The sequence below is a fragment of the Rhizobacter sp. genome (assembly GCA_019635355.1).
Lineage (GTDB): Bacteria > Pseudomonadota > Gammaproteobacteria > Burkholderiales > Burkholderiaceae_C > Rhizobacter.
Genome location: JAHBZQ010000001.1, coordinates 4549703 through 4567422, shown reverse-complemented (window position 1 = coordinate 4567422; position 17720 = coordinate 4549703). Strand labels below are relative to the sequence as shown.

The 17720-nt window shown below is 67.6% G+C and carries 20 protein-coding genes; 5 read left to right on the top strand and 15 right to left on the bottom strand.

The features are described 5' to 3' along the window. Positions 1-99 precede the first annotated feature (99 nt). Together KF892_21265 and rpoH are read left to right on the top strand one after the other, a co-directional pair. Positions 100-3288: a PAS domain S-box protein gene (locus tag KF892_21265; protein MBX3627553.1), complete on the top strand. Its 3189-nt coding sequence runs from the start codon at positions 100-102 to the stop codon at positions 3286-3288. A 126-nt stretch (positions 3289-3414) separates the two neighbouring features. Then, positions 3415-4335 (top strand): RNA polymerase sigma factor RpoH, encoded by a 921-nt coding sequence (gene rpoH / locus KF892_21260; protein ID MBX3627552.1) that lies wholly within the window; start codon positions 3415-3417, stop codon positions 4333-4335. 66 nt (positions 4336-4401) lie between these two features. On the opposite strand, the gene KF892_21255 is transcribed toward rpoH, so the two are convergent. From KF892_21255 to KF892_21235, 5 genes are read right to left on the bottom strand one after another with little or no spacing between them, the layout of a single operon-like run. After that, positions 4402-5001 (bottom strand): SCO family protein, encoded by a 600-nt coding sequence (locus tag KF892_21255; GenBank protein ID MBX3627551.1) that lies wholly within the window; start codon positions 4999-5001, stop codon positions 4402-4404. Beyond that, positions 4998-5909: a heme o synthase gene (locus tag KF892_21250; GenBank protein ID MBX3627550.1), complete on the bottom strand. Its 912-nt coding sequence runs from the start codon at positions 5907-5909 to the stop codon at positions 4998-5000. Before KF892_21250 ends, KF892_21255 begins: the two co-directional genes overlap by 4 nt. A gap of 22 nt (positions 5910-5931) precedes the next feature. Continuing rightward, the gene (locus KF892_21245) at positions 5932-7044 is read right to left on the bottom strand and encodes a COX15/CtaA family protein (GenBank protein ID MBX3627549.1); all 1113 of its coding nucleotides are present in this window, start codon (positions 7042-7044) and stop codon (positions 5932-5934) included. A gap of 5 nt (positions 7045-7049) precedes the next feature. Further along, positions 7050-7748: a hypothetical protein gene (locus KF892_21240; GenBank protein MBX3627548.1), complete on the bottom strand. Its 699-nt coding sequence runs from the start codon at positions 7746-7748 to the stop codon at positions 7050-7052. Continuing rightward, positions 7702-8451 (bottom strand): SURF1 family protein, encoded by a 750-nt coding sequence (locus tag KF892_21235; GenBank protein ID MBX3627547.1) that lies wholly within the window; start codon positions 8449-8451, stop codon positions 7702-7704. The genes KF892_21240 and KF892_21235 overlap by 47 nt, the downstream gene beginning before the upstream one ends. 32 nt (positions 8452-8483) lie before the next feature. Here KF892_21235 and KF892_21230 point away from each other — a divergent pair, with 32 nt between their 5' ends. Then, positions 8484-8705, top strand: coding sequence for a twin transmembrane helix small protein (locus tag KF892_21230; protein ID MBX3627546.1), 222 nt, complete (start codon positions 8484-8486; stop codon positions 8703-8705). Between the two features lie 70 nt (positions 8706-8775). Here KF892_21230 and KF892_21225 read toward each other — a convergent pair whose 3' ends face one another. From KF892_21225 to KF892_21195, 7 genes are all read right to left on the bottom strand, one after another. Continuing rightward, positions 8776-9660: a cytochrome c oxidase subunit 3 gene (locus KF892_21225; GenBank protein MBX3627545.1), complete on the bottom strand. Its 885-nt coding sequence runs from the start codon at positions 9658-9660 to the stop codon at positions 8776-8778. Positions 9661-9719: 59 nt separating this feature from the next. Next, positions 9720-9953, bottom strand: a complete 234-nt coding sequence (locus KF892_21220; protein MBX3627544.1) for a DUF2970 domain-containing protein — start codon at positions 9951-9953, stop codon at positions 9720-9722. Then, positions 9950-10507, bottom strand: a complete 558-nt coding sequence (locus tag KF892_21215) for a cytochrome c oxidase assembly protein (GenBank protein MBX3627543.1) — start codon at positions 10505-10507, stop codon at positions 9950-9952. The genes KF892_21220 and KF892_21215 overlap by 4 nt, the downstream gene beginning before the upstream one ends. A 46-nt stretch (positions 10508-10553) precedes the next feature. After that, a complete protein-coding gene (locus KF892_21210) occupies positions 10554-10664 on the bottom strand; it encodes a cytochrome oxidase small assembly protein (protein MBX3627542.1) in 111 nt (36 codons plus the stop codon). A gap of 33 nt (positions 10665-10697) precedes the next feature. Further along, a complete protein-coding gene (gene ctaD, locus KF892_21205; GenBank protein ID MBX3627541.1) occupies positions 10698-12335 on the bottom strand; it encodes a cytochrome c oxidase subunit I in 1638 nt (545 codons plus the stop codon). 32 nt (positions 12336-12367) lie between these two features. Further along, positions 12368-13549, bottom strand: a complete 1182-nt coding sequence (coxB, locus tag KF892_21200; GenBank protein MBX3627540.1) for a cytochrome c oxidase subunit II — start codon at positions 13547-13549, stop codon at positions 12368-12370. A 216-nt stretch (positions 13550-13765) separates the two neighbouring features. After that, positions 13766-14677 (bottom strand): biotin synthase, encoded by a 912-nt coding sequence (locus KF892_21195; GenBank protein ID MBX3627539.1) that lies wholly within the window; start codon positions 14675-14677, stop codon positions 13766-13768. 24 nt (positions 14678-14701) lie between these two features. Here KF892_21195 and KF892_21190 point away from each other — a divergent pair, with 24 nt between their 5' ends. After that, on the top strand, positions 14702-15406 hold the full coding sequence (locus KF892_21190; protein ID MBX3627538.1) for a ComF family protein: 705 nt from the start codon (positions 14702-14704) through the stop codon (positions 15404-15406). Between the two features lie 11 nt (positions 15407-15417). Then, positions 15418-15888: a tRNA (uridine(34)/cytosine(34)/5-carboxymethylaminomethyluridine(34)-2'-O)-methyltransferase TrmL gene (gene trmL / locus KF892_21185; protein ID MBX3627537.1), complete on the top strand. Its 471-nt coding sequence runs from the start codon at positions 15418-15420 to the stop codon at positions 15886-15888. Between the two features lie 6 nt (positions 15889-15894). Here the strand turns inward: trmL and KF892_21180 are convergent, their stop codons facing one another. From KF892_21180 to grxC, 3 genes are all read right to left on the bottom strand, one after another. Continuing rightward, positions 15895-16887, bottom strand: coding sequence for an NAD(P)-dependent glycerol-3-phosphate dehydrogenase (locus tag KF892_21180; GenBank protein ID MBX3627536.1), 993 nt, complete (start codon positions 16885-16887; stop codon positions 15895-15897). 16 nt (positions 16888-16903) lie between these two features. Continuing rightward, entirely contained in the window at positions 16904-17359 is a 456-nt protein-coding gene (secB, locus tag KF892_21175) for a protein-export chaperone SecB (protein ID MBX3627535.1), read from the bottom strand. A gap of 87 nt (positions 17360-17446) precedes the next feature. Continuing rightward, positions 17447-17707 (bottom strand): glutaredoxin 3, encoded by a 261-nt coding sequence (grxC, locus tag KF892_21170; protein MBX3627534.1) that lies wholly within the window; start codon positions 17705-17707, stop codon positions 17447-17449. Positions 17708-17720: the final 13 nt, after the last annotated feature.

Sequence of the window (17720 nt, the reverse complement as noted above, 5' to 3'; positions counted from 1 at the left end):
GCTTGCCGCCTGCCGGCGCGAGGCTTCGGGTGGTAGGCTCCGCCGCAACGTGCCCCGCGGCGCCCCGCGTGCCGCACCCCCCACGCCAGTGACCGCCCGATGACGCCTGCCGCGCCTTTTCGACAAACGCCCCACTGGCTGATCGCGCTGGTCGGCACGGCGCTGGCGTATGGCATCACCGGCTGGGCCTCGCTCTGGCTGGCCATCCCGCCCGGCTACGCCTCCCCGCTCTACCCTGCCGCCGGCATCGCGCTGGCCTGCGTGCTCACCTTCGGCTGGCGCATGCTGCCGGGCGTGGCGCTCGGGGCCTTTGCCGTCAATGCGCTGACCGCGCTCGACCACGGCGCGGTGGCGCTGGGCACCACCGTCTTGCTGCCCGCCAGCGTGGCGCTTGGCGCCACGCTGCAGGCGTGGGTGGGCGCGCTGCTGGTGCGGCGTTTTGCGAACCAGCCGCTCACGCTCAGCGAGCCACACGACATCGTGGTGTTCTTCGGGCTGGGCGGGGTGGCGTCGTGCCTGATCAGCGCCACCGTCGGCACCGCCGCGCTCCACGGGCTGCGCGGCCCGCTGCCCGACTCGCTCTGGTTCACCTGGACCGTCTGGGCCTCGGGCGACACCCTCGGCGTGCTGGTTGCGGCACCGATGGTGCTCACGCTCATCGGCCAGCCGCGCAGCGAGTGGGCGGCTCGCCGCCTCAACGTCGGCCTGACGCTCGCCGTGGCCACCGTGCTCATGGCGCTCGGCGTGCGGCAGGTCGCGCACTGGGCCGAGGTGCGGCTGCTGGCCGGCTTCGACCGCGATGCGGTGAACGCATCGTCGAACCTCGCCGCGCGCATGCAGTACCCGCTGCACGCGCTCGAGGCCGTGCGGGGCGCGTACCTCGCCTCGGATGAGGTGACGCGCAACGAGATGCGGCGTGCCACCCAGTCCTGGCTCACCCCGGGCAGCCAGTTGCAGGCAATGGGCTACGGCGAGTTCTTGTCGCGCGCGGAGGTGCCGGCCTACGAGGCGCGCGTGCGTGCGACCGACTTCCCGAGCTTCAGCGTCTTCGACCGGGCCGACTCACCGCTGCCGCAGCAGCCCGACGACCGGCTCGCGGTGATGCGCTACATCGAACCCTTCGATGCCAACACGGGCGCGCTCGGCGTCAACATCCGGTCGATCCCCGAAGCCCGCGCCGCGGTGGACGCCAGCGTGCGCACCGACAGCCCGGCCGCCACTGCGGGCTTCCGCGCGACCCAGCACCTCGGCGACGAGACCATCGTCGTCATCTACCAGGCGCTCTACCAGGGCGCCCCCACGACGGTGAGCGAGCGCCTGGTGAGTGCACGCGGCGTCGTCTTCGTCACGCTGCGCATGGACGCGGCGCTCGCCGCCTTCCGCGCCAGCCTGCCGCACTACCTCACGGTGTGCGTGGTCGATACCGACCCCCTCGCCACGCGCCGCCGCCTGGCCGGCCCGGCCGGCTGCGATGCGCAAACCTACGACCTCACGCACGTGCGCCCGCTCGCGTTCGCCGGCCGCCAGTGGGACCTGCGCATCTCGGCCCAGCGCAGCGACATGCCCGATGCCCACGAGCGCGACGCCCTGCTCTTCTCGCTGGTGGGCCTGCTGGCCACCGCGATGCTCGGCGCGCTGCTGCTCACGGTGACGGGCCGCACCCGCCGCATCGAGGCCGCCGTGCAAGACCGCACCGCCGCGCTGCAACGCGAGATCGCCGAGCGCGAGCGCACCGAGGTCGACCTGCGCGAGAGCGAGCAGCGCTTCCGCAACATCCTCAACAACGTGCCCATCGGCGTGGTCTACACCGACCTGCAAGGCCACGTGCAGCAGGTCAACCCCCGCTTCTGCGAACTCACCGGCTACAGCGCCGACGCGCTGATGGGCGTGGACCTCGGCACCCTCACCCACCCCGAAGACCGGGCCCAGAACGCCGAGCTCTCGGCACAACTCGTGCGCGGCGACATCCCGATGTACCGCCGGCAGAGCCGCTTCCTCACGCGCGACAAGCGCATGGTGTGGGCGCAGGCGGTGGTGACGCTGCTGCGCGACGTGCAGGGCGCACCGCACCGCATCGTCGGCGTGGTGGAAGACATCACCGAGCACCTGCGCCTGGCCGAAGCCGAGCGCGCGCGCGAGATCGCCGAAGCGGCCAACCTGGCCAAGAGCGAGTTCCTCTCGCGCATGAGCCATGAGCTGCGCACGCCGCTCAACGCGATGCTGGGCTTCGCGCAACTGCTCGAACTCGACCAGAACCACCCGCTGCCCGCGGCGCAGCGGCCGTGGGTGGCGCAGATCCAGGGGGCAGGCTGGCACCTGCTCGACATGATCAACGACGTGCTCGACCTGTCGCGCATCGAGTCGGGCACGCTCAACCTGCAGCCCGACCCGCTGGACCTGCGCGAGCTCATCGCCGCCGCCCTGCCCTTGCTCGAGCAGGAAGCCCGGCGCCGCCACCTGCAGGTCACGCAAGACGTGCCGGACGACGCCGCCCGGGTGATCGGCGACGCGACGCGCGTGAAGCAGATCCTCATCAACCTGCTGTCCAACGCCGTCAAATACAACAGCGAGGGCGGGCGCATCCACGTCACCGCGCGCTGCATCCAGCCCGACGCGGTGGAGCTGGTGGTGTCGGACACCGGCCTGGGCATGACGGCCCAGCAGCTCGAACAGCTCTTCCAGCCCTTCAACCGCCTCGGCCGCGAGCGCTCCGCGCTGGAAGGCACCGGCATCGGCCTCGTCATCAGCCAGCGCCTGGCCGAACTCATGGGGGGGTCGCTGCGGGCGCGCAGCACGGCCGGCGCCGGCTCGTCGTTCATCCTCACCCTGCCACGCGCCGAACGGCCCGACACCGCACCCGGGCCACTCGATGCACTCAACGAAGGATCCAGCCAGTACCACCAGCGCCGGGTGCACTACGTCGAAGACAACGAGACCAACGTCGAGGTGATGCGGGGCATCCTGCTGCGGCGTCCGCAGGTGCAGTTCGACGTGTCGATCACCGGGCTCGACGGGCTGGCAGCCATCCGCGCCCAGCAGCCCGACCTGGTGCTGCTCGACATGCACCTGCCTGACATCGACGGCCTGGAGCTGCTGCGCCACCTGAAATCCGACCCGACGACCGAACACATCCCGGTGGTGGTGGTGTCAGCCGATGCCCTGGCCTCGCAGATCGAGGCGGCCATGCAGGCCGGTGCCTTCCACTACCTCACCAAGCCGGTCAGCGTGGCGGAGCTGCTCTCGGTCGTCGATACCGTGCTGGAAGGCGCCGAGACCAAATTCGGCTGATTCCGACAGAACTTTCACGAGAGTATTCGCTCACATTCAGATCATCCTGACCCGCGATCAGCACTCTCGATCCACGAGTGCTAATATTTGCGGAACGAACTCCACTGGAGGGTGTCTGAGATGTCCATGAACGCTACCGCTTCTGCCTTGACCGTCCGTGACCCGTGGTCGCTGGTGCCGTCGCTCGGCAACCTCGACGCCTACATTTCGGCCGTCAATCGCGTCCCCCTGCTCACCCAGGAGGAAGAGGTCAACTTCGCCCGCCGCCTGCGCGAGCACGGCGACGTCGAGTCTGCCGGGAAGCTGGTGCTGTCGCACCTGCGCCTGGTGGTGTCGATCTCGCGCCAGTACCTCGGCTACGGCCTGCCGCACGGCGACCTGATCCAGGAAGGCAACGTCGGCCTGATGAAGGCCGTCAAGCGCTTCGACCCCGACCAGGGTGTGCGCCTGGTGAGCTACGCCATGCACTGGATCAAGGCCGAGATCCACGAGTACATCCTCAAGAACTGGCGCATGGTGAAGGTGGCCACCACCAAGGCCCAGCGCAAGCTCTTCTTCAACCTCCGCTCGATGAAGCAGAGCCTGAAGGAAGACTCGGCCGACGGCGCCACGCACCGCAGCACGCTCACCCAAGGCGAGGTCGACACCGTCGCCGAGCGCCTGAACGTGAAGCGCGAGGAAGTGCTGGAAATGGAAACCCGCATGTCGGGCGGTGACGTGGCGCTGGAGCCGCAGACCGACGACGGCGAAGAGAGCTACGCCCCGATCGCCTACCTGGCCGACGACAGCACCGAGCCCACACGGGTGATCGAAGCGCATCGCCGCGACTGGCTGGCCGGTGACGGCATCGCCCAGGCACTCGACGCGCTCGACGCGCGCAGCCGCCGCATCGTCGAAGAGCGCTGGCTCAAGGTGAACGACGACAGCTCCGGCGGCATGACGCTGCACGACCTGGCGAGCGAATACGGCGTGAGCGCCGAGCGCATTCGCCAGATCGAAGTGGCGGCGATGAAGAAGATGCGCAAGGCGCTGGCGCAGGACGCCTGAGCCGCTGCGGCACGCCCCATGCAAAACGGCCCCTCGGGGCCGTTTTTCTTTATCAGGCGTTGGCGATCAGGCGTTGGCGAGGAGGGCCTTGATGTCGGCGGTCAGGTTGGCCGCACCGTCCTTCTCGCCATAGCGCGTGAAGAGCCTCAAGCGGCCGGTGGTGTCGAAGATGTACGAGCCGGCGGTGTGGTCCATCGTGTAGCTGCCTTCGGTCTTGCCGGGCACCTTCGAGTAGTACACGCGGAAGTCCTTGGCCGTGGCGGCCGTCTGCTCGGGCGTGCCGCGCAGCGCGACGAAGCTCGGGTCGAAGCCTTGCATGTAGGCCTTCAGGCGCTCGGGTGTGTCGCGCTCGGGGTCGACTGAGATGAACACGCCCTGCACCTTGTCGCCATCGGCGCCGAGCGCCTTCTTGACCTGAGCCAGCTCTCCCATCGTGATGGGGCACACGTCAGGGCACTGCGTGTAGCCGAAGAAGACCACGATCACCTTGCCCTTGAAGTCGGCCAGGGTGCGGACCTTGCCGTCCTGGTCGGGCAGCGAGAGCGCCTTGCCGTAGTCGGCGCCGGTGATGTCGATGGCCTTGAAGCTGGGCTTGCCACCCGCGAGCTTGTCGCAGCCGGCGAGCAGCGCAGCCAGCGCGATGAGGGTGTGGCGGCGTGTGGTCACAGCAGGGGCATCAGGTAGTGATCGAGCAGCAGCGCGGCGAACAGCAGCGACAGGTGCAGGATCGAGAAACGGAAGGTGCTGCGCGCCAACGCATCGGAGTAGTGGCGCCAGAGCCGCCAGGCATAGCCGATGAAACCGCCGCCCAGCAGCACCGCCGACACGAGGTAGATCACCCCGCTCATGCCAAAGATGAACGGGAGCAGCGTCGCGGCGAAGAGCACGAAGGTGTAGAGCAGCACCTGCAGGCGGGTGAACTCGTTGCCATGGGTCACGGGCAGCATCGGCAGGCCGGCACGGCGGTAGTCTTCGACGCGGTAGAGCGCGAGCGCCCAGAAGTGCGGTGGCGTCCACAGGAAGATGATGAGGCACAACATCAGCGCCTCGGGGCCCACCTCGCCGCGCATCGCGGCCCAGCCGAGCACCGGCGGCATGGCGCCCGACGCACCGCCGATCACGATGTTCTGCGGCGTCATGGGCTTGAGCACCACGGTGTAGATGACGGCGTAGCCGACGAAGGTGGCGAAGGTCAGCCACATCGTCAGCGGGTTCACGAGCCAGTACAGCAGCGCGCTGCCGATCGCGCACAGCACGGCCGAGAAGACGAGCGTCTGCGTGTTGGTCAGCTCGCCCTTGGCGGTGGGCCGCCAGGCGGTGCGGGCCATCTTGGCGTCGATGTGCTGCTCGACCAGGCAGTTGAACGCCGCCGCCGCCGCGGCCACCAGCCAGACGCCGGCGGTGGCGGGCAGCACCACGCGCCAGTCGGGCACGCCCGGCACGGCCAGCAGCATGCCGATCACGGCACAGAAGACGATGAGCTGCACCACGCGCGGCTTGGTCAGCGCGTAGAACTGGCGGACCACCGACGCCTGTGCGGCGGCCGGTGCGGGGGAGCTGAGGGTTTCGGGCATGGCAGGAGGGGAATTCGCGATTTTACGAGGCGAGGCTCGCCTGCCGGGCGCGCACCACCACCACCGAAATCACGGTGATGAGCGCGGCGGCACCCGCGGTGTGCGCCAACGCCGCGACGAGCGGCCAGCCGAGCACGACGTTGCTCAGGCCGCTCATGAATTGCCACACCGCGATCGCCAGCAAGGCGCCCGCAAAGCGGCGATGGGCGAGGCCACCGGCCTGGCGCAGGCCCCAGGCGACGAGCAGCATCAGGCTGAGCACGATCAACGCGCCCAGGCGGTGCGTCACATGGATGGCCGTCAGCGCGGCAAACGGCAGGTAGCCGCCGTCCTTTCCGGCCCCGAGCTCGCGCAGCACGGCAAAGCCGTGCTCGAAGTCCATCGGCGGCCACCACTCGCCTTGGCAGGTGGGGAAGTCGCGGCACGCCAACACGGCGTAATTGGTGCTGACCCAGCCGCCGAGTGCGATCTGCAAGACGCTCAACAGGGCAAGCGCCCAGACACCGGCCTTCAAGGCAGGCGACAGCCGCAGCGGCTTGCGTTCGTAGGCTTCACCCTGCACCGCCAGCAGCACGAGCAGCCCCATGCCACCGAGCAGGTGCAGGGTCACGATGGCGGGGTAGAGCTTCATCGTCACCGTGAGGGCCCCAAAGGCGCCCTGCAGGCACACCCACACCAGCGTCACCGTGGCCCACCAAGGCGACAGCGCCGCATCGCCCCGCCGATGTGCACGCCAGCTGCCCGCGGCCAACGCGATGATCAGCACGCCGACGCCGGTTGCGAGGTAGCGGTGCACCATCTCGACCCAGGCCTTGCCGTGCGTGACGGGGCCGGTGGGCATCGCCGTTTGCGCGGCCTGGATGTCGGCATGCGCACCCAGTGGGCTGGCGCTGCCGTAGCAGCCGGGCCAGTCGGGGCAGCCGAGACCGGAATCGGTGAGGCGCGTGAAGGCGCCGAAGATCACCAGGTCGAAGGTGAGGAAGAGCGTGAGCCAGGTCAGGGCGCGCAGTCGCACGGCCGGCGTCGCATGACGATGCCGCCACCAGTTCCAGGCGAGCGCGCCGCCCCCGAGCAGCAGGCCCACGCCGGCCAGCCACAACACGGGGTCGAGGTTGTAGAGCGGTTGCGGCGACACGGCGCTCAACGACCCGCGTTGTCCCACGACGCCGAGGCGCGCAGCAGCTTCTCGAGGTCACGCTTGAGCTTGGCGGCGTCGGGGTTCGGCGGCACGCGCATCATCCAGTTGCCGAGCGGGTCGACGATGTAGAAGTGATCTTCCAGCCGCTGGCCCGCGGCCGGTTCCAGCCACTTCGAGAGCGCCTCGGCAGGCACGGCCAACACCGTGGCGGCGCCGGCGGCCTGCATCGCCTGCACGGTCTGCGCACGCGGTGGCACACCGTCGGGCACGAGCCAGACCTTGTCGAGCCGGTCTTTCTCGCGGCCGAGCGCTTCGCGCAGCTGGCGCTGCAACCACAGCCGCTTCTCGCAGGCGTCGTCGCATGCGCCACCGGCCACCGTCACGAGCAGCCACTGCCCTTTCAGCGAGGCCGGCAAGACCGCCTTGCCCTGCGCGTCGGTCAAGGGCAGATCGGCCGGGATGGAACGTTGCGGCTGGATGAGCTCGCTGTAGTTGGTGCGGCCCTCGGGGCGGATCACGAAATAGGTGAAGTACGACGCGATCACCGGCGCCGCACACACCAGCAGCACCAGCAGCATCTTGAGCCGGCCGCTCGACGTGCGCTTCTCGTCGAGCGAGGGCGTGGGCATCGAGTGCACGGTGAAGCTGAAGGCTTCACCGGCGTCGCTGGAAGCGGGGGCGGAGGAGTTGGAACCAGACATACAAACCTGCCATCAAGGCGCACAGACAGAACCACTGGAAGGCGTAGCCGTAGTGCTTGTGAACATCGGCCGCGGGCCGCGGCCATTGGCGCAAGAGGCCGTCGCTCGGGGATGCGCCCTCGCCGCTCTGCAAGACCGTCCAGGGACGCAGCGTCACGCCGATCTCGCGCGAGTGATCGGCGAGCACGAGATTTTGCCGGATCGGCCCCGAGGCCGGCGCCCCAGGGGCAAAGTCGAAGAGACGGCCCGGCGCCGGGGCGAGCCAACCGTTGAGCTCGACCGGGCCGGGCGGCGTGGGCACCGCCGGGACCTTGGTACGGTCCTTCACATCGCGGGGCACCCAGCCTCGCTGCACGAGCACCGCATCGCCCGGCGCGAGCAGCAGCGGCGTCATCACGAAGAAGCCGGGCCGGCCGTTCATCTGGCGGTTGTCGAGGAAGACGGTCGCTTGGGGCAGCCACTCGCCACGCAGCGCCACGGGCCGATGCAGCGCGGCCTCGACCTGCACATCGCTTTGCGGCAGCGAGTCCACGCGCAAGGGCGGCAGCGTGCCGCGTGTGTCGAGCGAGGCCTGCAGCGCTTCCTTCTGCGATGCACGGCTCAACTGCCACACACCCAGGCGCGCCGTCACGGCCATGCCGACCAGCGTGGCCACCAGCACGATCGCCGCGCGGCGTCGGGGGTCAGCCAGCCATCGGGCCATCGCCGCAGCACCGGGTGGAATAATCGTCGACCATGAAGTACTTCATTGCGGCAGCCCTGGTGTTCATCGTCGCTGCGCTCGCATCAGCGGGCGTGTTCATGATGCGCGACGGGCGGGATGGCAAACCCAAGACCTCGAACATGATGCGCGCGCTGGCGGTGCGTGTCGGGCTCTCGGTCCTGCTGTTCCTGTGCATCCTGCTCGCCTACAAGATGGGCTGGATCAAGCCCACCGGCATTCCGATCGAACGCTGAGCGCTTCGGTTCCAGACAAAGCAAAAGAGCGCCGCGAGGCGCTCTTTTCGCATCGGGATGGACTCTGGGCTCAGAGCCAGTACACCACGATGTACAGGCCGAGCCACACCACGTCCACGAAGTGCCAGTACCACGCGGCGCCTTCGAAGCCGAAGTGGCGCTGCGGCGTGAAGTGCCCCTTGTGCAGGCGCAGTGTGATGAAGAGCAGCATCAGGGCACCCACGCACACGTGGAAGCCGTGGAAGCCAGTCAGCATGTAGAAGGTCGAACCGTAGACGCCCGAGTTGAGCTTGAGGTTCAGGTCCTTGTACGCGTGCATGTACTCGTAGGCCTGGAAGCCGAGGAAGGTGGCGCCCAGGAGCACGGTGATCCACATCCACACGATGGTCTTGCCACGGTTGCCGGCGATCAGCGCGTGGTGCGCGATCGTAAGCGTGACACCCGAGGTCAGCAGCAGCGCGGTGTTGATCGTCGGGATCGGCCACGGGCCCATCACCGAGAAGGGTTCGACCGTGCCGGCCGGCGCCGCGGTGGCACCCGCCACGCTGCTCGGCCAGAAGGCCTTGAAGTCAGGCCACAGCAGCGCGTTCTCGAGGCTGCCCAGGCTCGGCACCGAGTGGATTCGGGCCCAGTACAGCGCGCCGAAGAAGGCGCCGAAGAACATCACTTCCGAGAAGATGAACCAGCTCATGCTCCAGCGGTACGACACGTCGATGCGGTCGCTGTAGAGGCCGCCTTCGCTTTCGCGGATGGCGTCACCGAACCACTGCTTGAGCACGAAGGCCCACCACAGCAAGCCGAACAGCAGCACGTAGGCAGCCCAGCCGTGGCCGTTGATCCACTGGCCCGCGCCGAGGATCACCATGAACAGGCCGATCGAGGCCATCACGGGGTGCCGCGAGGGGGCGGGAACGAAGTAGTGAGGGGCTTGCCCGGGGGTTGTCGCTGCCGACATGTTTTCTCCTACGGATCGGATCTCTTGTGAATCTTGACTCTTCTTGAGCACGGCGCCGACTAGGCAGCGACCCCGCTCGACAGCACCCAACGCACGATCAACACCAGTGCCACGATGAACACCACCGCGGCGATCACGCCCGCGATGATGACGTGCACTGGGTTCAACTGCGCCATGTCCTTCTCATGCTCGGCGGACTTGCGAACGCCGAAAAACGACCAGCCCACCGCACGCAGCGTCTGGCCGAACGAACCTTTTCGCTTGACCGCGTCTTTCAGTCCGTCGGACGTCATGACTGCGGCTCCTTCGCTTGTGCCTTCACCTGCCCCGCCACCTTGCCGCCGACCTCGAAGAAGGTGTACGACAAGGTGATGGTCTTCACGTCCTTCGGCAGCTTCGGGTCGATCACGAACACCACTGGCCACTGGCGCGACTCGCCCGGCTTGAGGGTGTATTCGTTGAAGCAGAAGCACTCGAGCTTGTTGAAGTGCGGCGTGGCCTGCTTGGGCGCATAGCTCGGGATGGCCTGCGCCGCCATCGTGCGGTTCTGGATGTTCTTGAACTCGTACATCACGGTGGTCAATTCACCGGGGTGCACATCCACATAACGCTTGGCGGGCTTGAAGTCCCAGGGGCCACGCGCGTTGGCATCGAACTCGACCGTGACGGTGCGCGAGGTGTCGACCTGCGTGTTGGCCGGCGTGGCCTTCGAGTTGCCGGGCACGGCCTTCTCGCTGACCGACAGCACGTTGATGCCGAGCGCTGTGCAGATCGCGCGGTACATCGGCACCAGCGCATAGCCGAAGCCGAACATCAGCACCGCGACCACGGCCAGCTTGCCCACCATGCGGCGGTTGTCGAGCAGCAGCGAAGCGCGGCGGCCGTGGCTCATCTCAATGGCCCAGGAAGACCATGCGCGCCATGAAACCGAGAAAGAACACGAGCACCACCGAGGCCAGGATCAGACCCAGCTTGCGGTTGCTCTTCTTCTGCTCTGGCGTCATGGCGGAGGACTCAGCTCAACAACGCGGTGGCGATCAGCCGATCACCTTGGTGGCCGACGCGTTCAGCTTCGGGGGCGTCTCGAAGGTATGGAAGGGGGCCGGCGACGGCACTTCCCACTCCAGGCCTTCAGCGGCTTCCCACGGCTTCTGCGGGGCCTTCTCGCCCTTGCCGCGCATGGCCGGCAGCACGACGAAGAGCAGGAAGTACACCTGCATCAGACCGAAGCCGAAGGCACCCACGGTCGCCAAGGCGTTGAAGTCGGCGAACTGCATCGGGTAGTCGGCATAACGACGCGGCATGCCGGCCAGGCCGAGGAAGTGCATCGGGAAGAAGGTGACGTTGAAGAAGATCAACGAGCCCCAGAAGTGGATCTTGCCGCGCGTCTCGGAATACATCACGCCTGTCCACTTGGGCGCCCAGTAGTAGTAGCCGGCGAACATGGCGTACAGCGAGCCGGCCACCAGCACGTAGTGGAAGTGCGCCACGACGTAATAGGTGTCTTGCAGCTGGATGTCGATCGGCGCCACCGAGAGGATCAGGCCGGTGAAGCCACCCATCGTGAACACGAAGATGAAGCCGACCGCGAAGAGCATCGGCGTCTCGAAGGTCATCGAGCCGCGCCACATGGTCGCGATCCAGTTGAACACCTTCACGCCCGTCGGGATCGCGATCAGCATCGTCGCGTACATGAAGAAGAGCTGGCCCGTCACCGGCATGCCGGTCGTGAACATGTGGTGGGCCCACACGATGAACGACAGGATGGCGATCGACGAGGTGGCGTACACCATCGAGGTGTAGCCGAAGAGGCGCTTGCGGGCGAAGGCCGGCACGATGTGGCTCACGATGCCGAAGGCCGGCAGGATCATGATGTACACCTCGGGGTGACCGAAGAACCAGAAGATGTGCTGGTACATGATCGGGTCGCCGCCGCCTGCGGGGTTGAAGAAGGCGGTGCCGAAGTGGCGGTCGGTCAGCGTCATCGTGATGGCGCCAGCGAGCACCGGCATCACGGCGATCAGCAGGTAGGCCGTGATCAGCCAGGTCCAGCAGAACATCGGCATCTTCATCAGCGTCATGCCGGGGGCGCGCATGTTGAGGATGGTCACGATGATGTTGATCGAGCCCATGATCGACGAGGCGCCGAGGATGTGCATCGCGAAGATGCCGGCGTCCATCGATGGGCCCATCTGCAGCGTGAGCGGCGCATACAACGTCCAGCCGGCGGCGGGGGCGCCACCAGGCATGAAGAACGAGGCCACGAGCATGATGCCGGCGGGGATGAGCAGCCAGAAGCTCAGGTTGTTCATCCGCGCGAAGGCCATGTCGGCGGCGCCGATCTGCAGCGGGATCATCCAGTTCGCGAAGCCGACGAAGGCCGGCATGATCGCGCCGAACACCATGATCAGGCCGTGCATGGTGGTCAGCTGGTTGAACAGCTGCGGGTTCACGATCTGCAGGCCAGGCTGGAACAGCTCGGCTCGGATCAGCAGTGCGAGCACGCCACCGAACAGGAACATCGTGAAGCTGAACAGCAGGTACAGCGTGCCGATGTCCTTGTGGTTGGTGGCAAACACCCAGCGACGCCAGCCATGCGGGTGGTGGTCGTCATGCGCGTGGTCATGGCCGTGGTCGCCGGCCGCGTGGCCGTGGGGATCGAGTACAGCACTCATGTGTGTTCCTTTGGGGCGCGGTGTTCTGGGAATTACTTGCGGGCGGCGGCGATGTCAGCCGGCTGCACGAGCTGGCCGGTCTTGTTGGACCAGGCGTTCTTCGTGTAGGTGATGACCGCGGCGATCTCGGTGTCGCTGAGCTGCTTCCACGCGGGCATGGCGCCGTTGGCCGCACCGTTCAGCAGGATGGCGACCTGCTTGCCTTTGTCGGCGTCGAGCACGATGGGCGAACCGTCGAGCTTCTTGCCTGCGCCACCCTGCCCTTGGGCACCGTGGCAGGCCACGCAGTTGGCGGCGTAGACCTTCTCGCCGCGCGCGGCCAGTTCGGGCTGAGCCCAGACCTTGGTCGGATCGTCGGCCTTGGCGGCCATTTCCTTCTGCTTGCCTTCGACCCACTTGGTGTAGTCGGCCTGCGACAGCACCTTCACGTGGATCGGCATGTAGGCGTGTTCCTTGCCGCACAGCTCGGCGCACTGGCCGTAGAAGTCGCCGGTCTTCTCGGCACGGAACCAGGTGTCGCGCACGAAACCGGGGATCGCGTCCTGCTTGATGCCGAAGGCCGGCACCATGAAGGCGTGGATCACGTCGGAAGCGGTCGTGATGATGCGGATCTTCTTGTCGACCGGCACCACGAGCGGGTTGTCGACCTTGAGCAGGTAGTCGTCGCCGGAGGGCTTGCCGGAGTCGGACATCTCGCGCTGGGCGACGTCGAGCGTGGAGAGGAAGCCGATGCCCTCGCCTTCGCCCTTCAGGTAGTCGTAGCCCCACTTCCACTGGATGCCGGTGGCCTTGATGGTGATGTCGGCGGAGCTGGTGTCCTTCATGGCGACCACGGCTTTGGTGGCGGGCAGCGCCATCAGGATCACGATGATGAAGGGCACCACCGTCCAGGCAATCTCGACCTTCACGCTTTCATGGAAGTTCGAGGCCTTGGCACCCTTGGACTTGCGGTGCTTGAAGATGGAATAGAACATGACGCCGAAGACGGCGACGAAGATCACCAGGCAGACGATCAGCATGAAGTTGTGCAACCACTGCTGTTCGGCGGCGATCTTGGTGACCGGGGGATGCAGGTCCAGCTGGTTCACCGCCGGGCCACCCGGCAGGCTGTTGACGGCCATCGCGGCCGTGCCGGCCAGCGCGGTGCACGCCGCCACACAGGTCTGCCCCGCCCTCCGGGCAAAAGACTGCCACAGTGATTTCGTCGTCTTCATCATGGTCGTTTCAGTTTTCAAGAATCACATCGAGCCATCGCATCGACGACTTGCCTGGGTCGTCGAGGCATCGCATGGGGTGGAAGTCGAAACGGGCCGTTGTCCCCGTTTCCGTGAGACCCCGAGCGACCTACGACACGCAAGCACCCCCGGGCGGACCTGCATTTTTCAAGCCCACAAGTTTAGCGCACCCGATTGAGGTGCCTCAAACCGGGCTCACCCTCTGGGCGGCCTGTTGCGCACCATGGCACGCATGTCGTCGACCGAGACGCGGGTCTCGGCCGCCAGCGGCGCGCGCGGCGTGGCCTTGAAGGCATGCCCGTAGGCGATCTCGAAGTCGAGGTGGATGCGGCCGTCGGGTCGAGCCAGGCTTTCGAGTTCCGCCAGGAGGCATTGGCGCCAACGCGGCGTGCGCAGCCCGGCGAAGCGCTGCGGCGACGCGTTCGGACCCAGGGTGCGCAGCTCCTTCAAGAGTGCCTCGGCGCTGTCCCAGCTCAGGGTGAGGACCTCCTGGTCCATCACCGGGTCGGCAAAGCCCGCCTGCACCAGCATGTCGCCCAGGTCGTGCATGTCGACGAAGTCGGCCAGCGGCGCACCCCAGCCCATGCGGGCGTAGATCTCGTTCAGCGCTCGCAGGCTGCCAGGCCCGAGACCCGAGAACATGACGAAGCCATCGACCGCGAGCAACTGCTGCCACTGGGCCACCAGCCGGGCGGGGTCGACCACTGCGTGCAGCATCATGTTGGCCCAGAGCAGGTGCACGCTGGCCGGCGCCACCGCCTCGGGCGCCATCACGGAGACCGGCGCCCCGCGCCAGCGACGGGGTGACCACCACGGCGCCGCCATCGCCTGCTGGCTGCGTGCCTGCAAGGCCTGGGTCGGTTCCACCGCCAGATGGCGCGCCTGCGGGTAGGTCTTCAGCAACAGCTCCGTGCTGGCGCCGCCGAACGCCCACCAGTCCAGCACGACCTGCGGCTGCACACGGATGAACGCGAGCCGATCGGCCATGCGCCTCGCCACTTCGGCATGCAGCCAGGGCGCTTCGGGCGCGCGTGCCAAGCGGCGCAACCAGGCTTGCACGCTCGCCGGGTCGAGTTGTCGAGCGGTCGATGCAGAGGGCGTGCTCATGAGGTGGGGCAGTATATTGAGCCGATGTTGTTCAGCCGTCTGCTTCAGCCCTTGCCCAGCCTCTGCGCCGTGTGCCGGGGGTGGGGAGACGGCGCGCTGTGCGGCCATTGCCAGCAGCGCTACGCGAGCGTGGTGCCACGTTGCGAACGCTGCGCCTTGCAGGTACCGGAAGGGGTGGCGGTCTGCGGGCAGTGCCTGACGCACCCGCCCGATTTCGATGCCGCACGCACCGGACTCGACTACGCCTACCCCTGGTCCACACTCATCGCCCGCTTCAAGTTTCGTGACGCGCTGGAACTCGCCGATGCGCTGGTCGCGCCGCTTCGCACCGCGCTTCAACACGACAGCGCCCCCCCGCCCGACCTGCTGGTGCCGGTTCCGCTGAGCCGCGAGCGACTGCGCGAACGTGGCTACAACCAGGCTTGGGAGGCCGCCCGCCGGCTCGCGCGCGATTTGGCGATCCGCTGCGACGCCTACCTGCTGCTGCGCGTGAAGGACAGCCCCCACCAGCTCGACCTGCCGCCCGAGGAGCGCGCCGCCAACGTGCGCGGCGTCTTCGCCGTCGAGCCCTTGCGCCGCGCACAGCTGCAGGGTTTGCACGTAGCCGTGATCGACGACGTGATGACCACCGGCGCCACCTGCGCCGAACTCGCCCGCGTGCTCAAGCAGGCGGGCGCGACACGCGTGTCGGCCTGGGCCCTGGCCCGCACGCCGCGCGACGCCTCCTGACCCCCTTCGCCATGTTCAACATCGTCCTCGTGCAGCCGGAGATTCCCCCCAACACCGGCAACGTGATCCGCCTCGCGGCCAACACCGGCTGCGCCTTGCACCTCATCGAGCCGCTCGGCTTCTCGATGGACGACCGCCTGCTGCGGCGCGCGGGCCTCGACTACCACGAGTACGCGCCCGTTCAGCGCCATACGTCGTGGCAGGCCTTTCTCGACACGGCGCGCCCTGCCCCGCAGCGGCTCTTCGCCTTCACCACACGCGGCAGCCAGCCCTTTTCGCAGGTGTCGTGGCAGCCAGGAGACTGGTTTGTCTTCGGGTCGGAAACGGCAGGCCTCGCACCCGAGCTGCGCGAAAGCTTTCCGCTCCCCCAGCGGGTGCGGCTGCCCATGAAGCCCGAACAGCGCAGCCTCAACCTGAGCAATGCCGTGGCGGTCACCGTCTTCGAAGCCTGGCGGCAGAACGGCTACCAGGGCGGCGCCTGATCCGGGTCAGGCGCCTTCGCGCCGCGCGTCGCGCGACATCAGTTCCTGGATCGCCTGCGGCGGCTGCAGACGGCCTTCGAGCACCCGCACCACCGCCTCGGTGATCGGCATGTCGACCCCACTTGCCTGCGCACGCTTGAGCACCGTGGCCGCACAGGCCACGCCTTCGGCCACATGGCCCAGCTCCTGCAGGATGCGCGGCAACGGCAGGCCCTGGGCCAGCAACAGCCCCACCTTGCGGTTGCGCGACAGGTCGCCGGTGGCGGTGAGCACCAGATCGCCAAGCCCGCTCAAGCCCATGAAGGTTTCGACGCGTGCGCCGAGCGCCAGGCCCAGGCGCGTCATTTCGGCCAGGCCGCGCGTGATGAGCGCGGCGCGCGCGTTGAGGCCGAGCTGCAGGCCATCGGCGATGCCGGTGGCGATCGCCATCACGTTCTTCACCGCACCGCCGACCTCCACACCCACCGGGTCGTTCGACGCGTAGATGCGCATCGCGTCGGAATGGAAGGCGTCGACGGCGCGACGGCACAGCGCGTCGTCCTGGCTGGCGACGACGAGCGCCACCGGCTGGCCGCGCGCCACTTCGAGCGCGAAGCTTGGGCCGGAGAGAATGCCGACCTGCACCGCGTCCGGCCGCACGGCCCGCGCGATCTCGTGGCCCAGGAGGCCCGTGCCTTCTTCGAAACCCTTGCACAGCCACAGCACGCCGGGTGCATCGGCCGGCAGGCGCTGCAGCATCTCGCGCAGGCCGGCCATCGGCGTGGCCAGCACGATCAGGCCGTCGCCACGCGCGTGCGCCAGCGCGGCATCGAAGTCGTCGGTCAGCGCCAGCGCGGCGGGCAGCGGCACGCCGGGCAGGTAGCGCAGGTTCTCGCGCGCGGCCTGCATCTGCCGGCACTGCGCGGCGTCGCGTGCCCACAGCACCGTGCTGTGCCGCGCGGCCGTGCTCGCGGCCACGGCCGTGCCCCACGCCCCTGCGCCGAGCACGGTCAGGTTCATCGTGGTCGACGAACGATCAGTTGAGGTTGGCACCGCCGGCAGCCTGCTGTTGCTGCTGGGCTTCGTACATCGCCTGGAAGTTCACCTCGGCCAGCACCACCGGCGGGAAGCCCGCGCGTGTGCAGACGTCGGAGACGATGGCGCGCAGGTAGGGGTAGACGATCTGCGGGCAGGCGATGCCGATGATGGGCTGCAGCTGCTCGTCGGGGATGTTGCGGATCTCGAAGATGCCGGCCTGCTTGGCCTCGACCAGGAACAGGGTCTTGTCGTTGACCTTGGTGGTCACGGTGGCGGTGACCGAGACTTCGTAGACACCGTCGGCCACCGGCTGGGCGGCGAGGTTGAGGTTGATGTCGACCTGCGGCTGCGCCTGCTCGAGCAGGATCTGCGGCGAGTTCGGTTGCTCGAGCGACAAGTCCTTCAGGTACACGCGCTGGATCTGGAACACGGGAGCGTTGTTGTCGTCGGCCATGGAAGTCTCGCTGATGGAAGAAGAAAGAAGGCCCGCCACCTCGAGTGGTGCGGGCCGGGGATTATGTGCCAGTGACGATGACGGTTTTCAGCTGCCCTGCAGCAAGGGCATGAGCCCGCCGCGCTGGTCGAGCGCGATCAGGTCGTCGCAGCCGCCCACGTGCGTGTCGCCAATGAAGATCTGCGGCACCGTGCGGCGGCCGGTGATCTCCATCATCGTGGTGCGTTGCGACGGGTCGAGGTCGACCCGCACTTCATCGATGTCGTTCACCCCGCGCTGCTTGAGCAGGGCCTTGGCGCGAATGCAAAACGGGCACACCAGGGTCGTGTACATCTTGACCGGCTGCATGAACGGAACCTCC

Bases quoted from the DNA above. Each gene is read 5' to 3' on its own strand.
- KF892_21265 (MBX3627553.1), top strand. From the start codon at position 100: ATGACGCCTGCCGCGCCTTTTCGACAAACGCCCCACTGGCTGATCGCG.
- rpoH (MBX3627552.1), top strand. From the start codon at position 3,415: ATGAACGCTACCGCTTCTGCCTTGACCGTCCGTGACCCGTGGTCGCTG.
- KF892_21250 (MBX3627550.1), bottom strand. From the start codon at position 5,909: ATGCCCGAAACCCTCAGCTCCCCCGCACCGGCCGCCGCACAGGCGTCG.
- KF892_21240 (MBX3627548.1), bottom strand. From the start codon at position 7,748: ATGTCTGGTTCCAACTCCTCCGCCCCCGCTTCCAGCGACGCCGGTGAA.
- KF892_21235 (MBX3627547.1), bottom strand. From the start codon at position 8,451: ATGGCCCGATGGCTGGCTGACCCCCGACGCCGCGCGGCGATCGTGCTG.
- KF892_21230 (MBX3627546.1), top strand. From the start codon at position 8,484: ATGAAGTACTTCATTGCGGCAGCCCTGGTGTTCATCGTCGCTGCGCTC.
- KF892_21225 (MBX3627545.1), bottom strand. From the start codon at position 9,660: ATGTCGGCAGCGACAACCCCCGGGCAAGCCCCTCACTACTTCGTTCCC.
- KF892_21220 (MBX3627544.1), bottom strand. From the start codon at position 9,953: ATGACGTCCGACGGACTGAAAGACGCGGTCAAGCGAAAAGGTTCGTTC.
- KF892_21215 (MBX3627543.1), bottom strand. From the start codon at position 10,507: ATGGTGGGCAAGCTGGCCGTGGTCGCGGTGCTGATGTTCGGCTTCGGC.
- KF892_21210 (MBX3627542.1), bottom strand. From the start codon at position 10,664: ATGACGCCAGAGCAGAAGAAGAGCAACCGCAAGCTGGGTCTGATCCTG.
- ctaD (MBX3627541.1), bottom strand. From the start codon at position 12,335: ATGAGTGCTGTACTCGATCCCCACGGCCACGCGGCCGGCGACCACGGC.
- coxB (MBX3627540.1), bottom strand. From the start codon at position 13,549: ATGAAGACGACGAAATCACTGTGGCAGTCTTTTGCCCGGAGGGCGGGG.
- KF892_21195 (MBX3627539.1), bottom strand. From the start codon at position 14,677: ATGAGCACGCCCTCTGCATCGACCGCTCGACAACTCGACCCGGCGAGC.
- KF892_21190 (MBX3627538.1), top strand. From the start codon at position 14,702: ATGTTGTTCAGCCGTCTGCTTCAGCCCTTGCCCAGCCTCTGCGCCGTG.
- trmL (MBX3627537.1), top strand. From the start codon at position 15,418: ATGTTCAACATCGTCCTCGTGCAGCCGGAGATTCCCCCCAACACCGGC.
- KF892_21180 (MBX3627536.1), bottom strand. From the start codon at position 16,887: ATGAACCTGACCGTGCTCGGCGCAGGGGCGTGGGGCACGGCCGTGGCC.
- secB (MBX3627535.1), bottom strand. From the start codon at position 17,359: ATGGCCGACGACAACAACGCTCCCGTGTTCCAGATCCAGCGCGTGTAC.
- grxC (MBX3627534.1), bottom strand. From the start codon at position 17,707: ATGCAGCCGGTCAAGATGTACACGACCCTGGTGTGCCCGTTTTGCATT.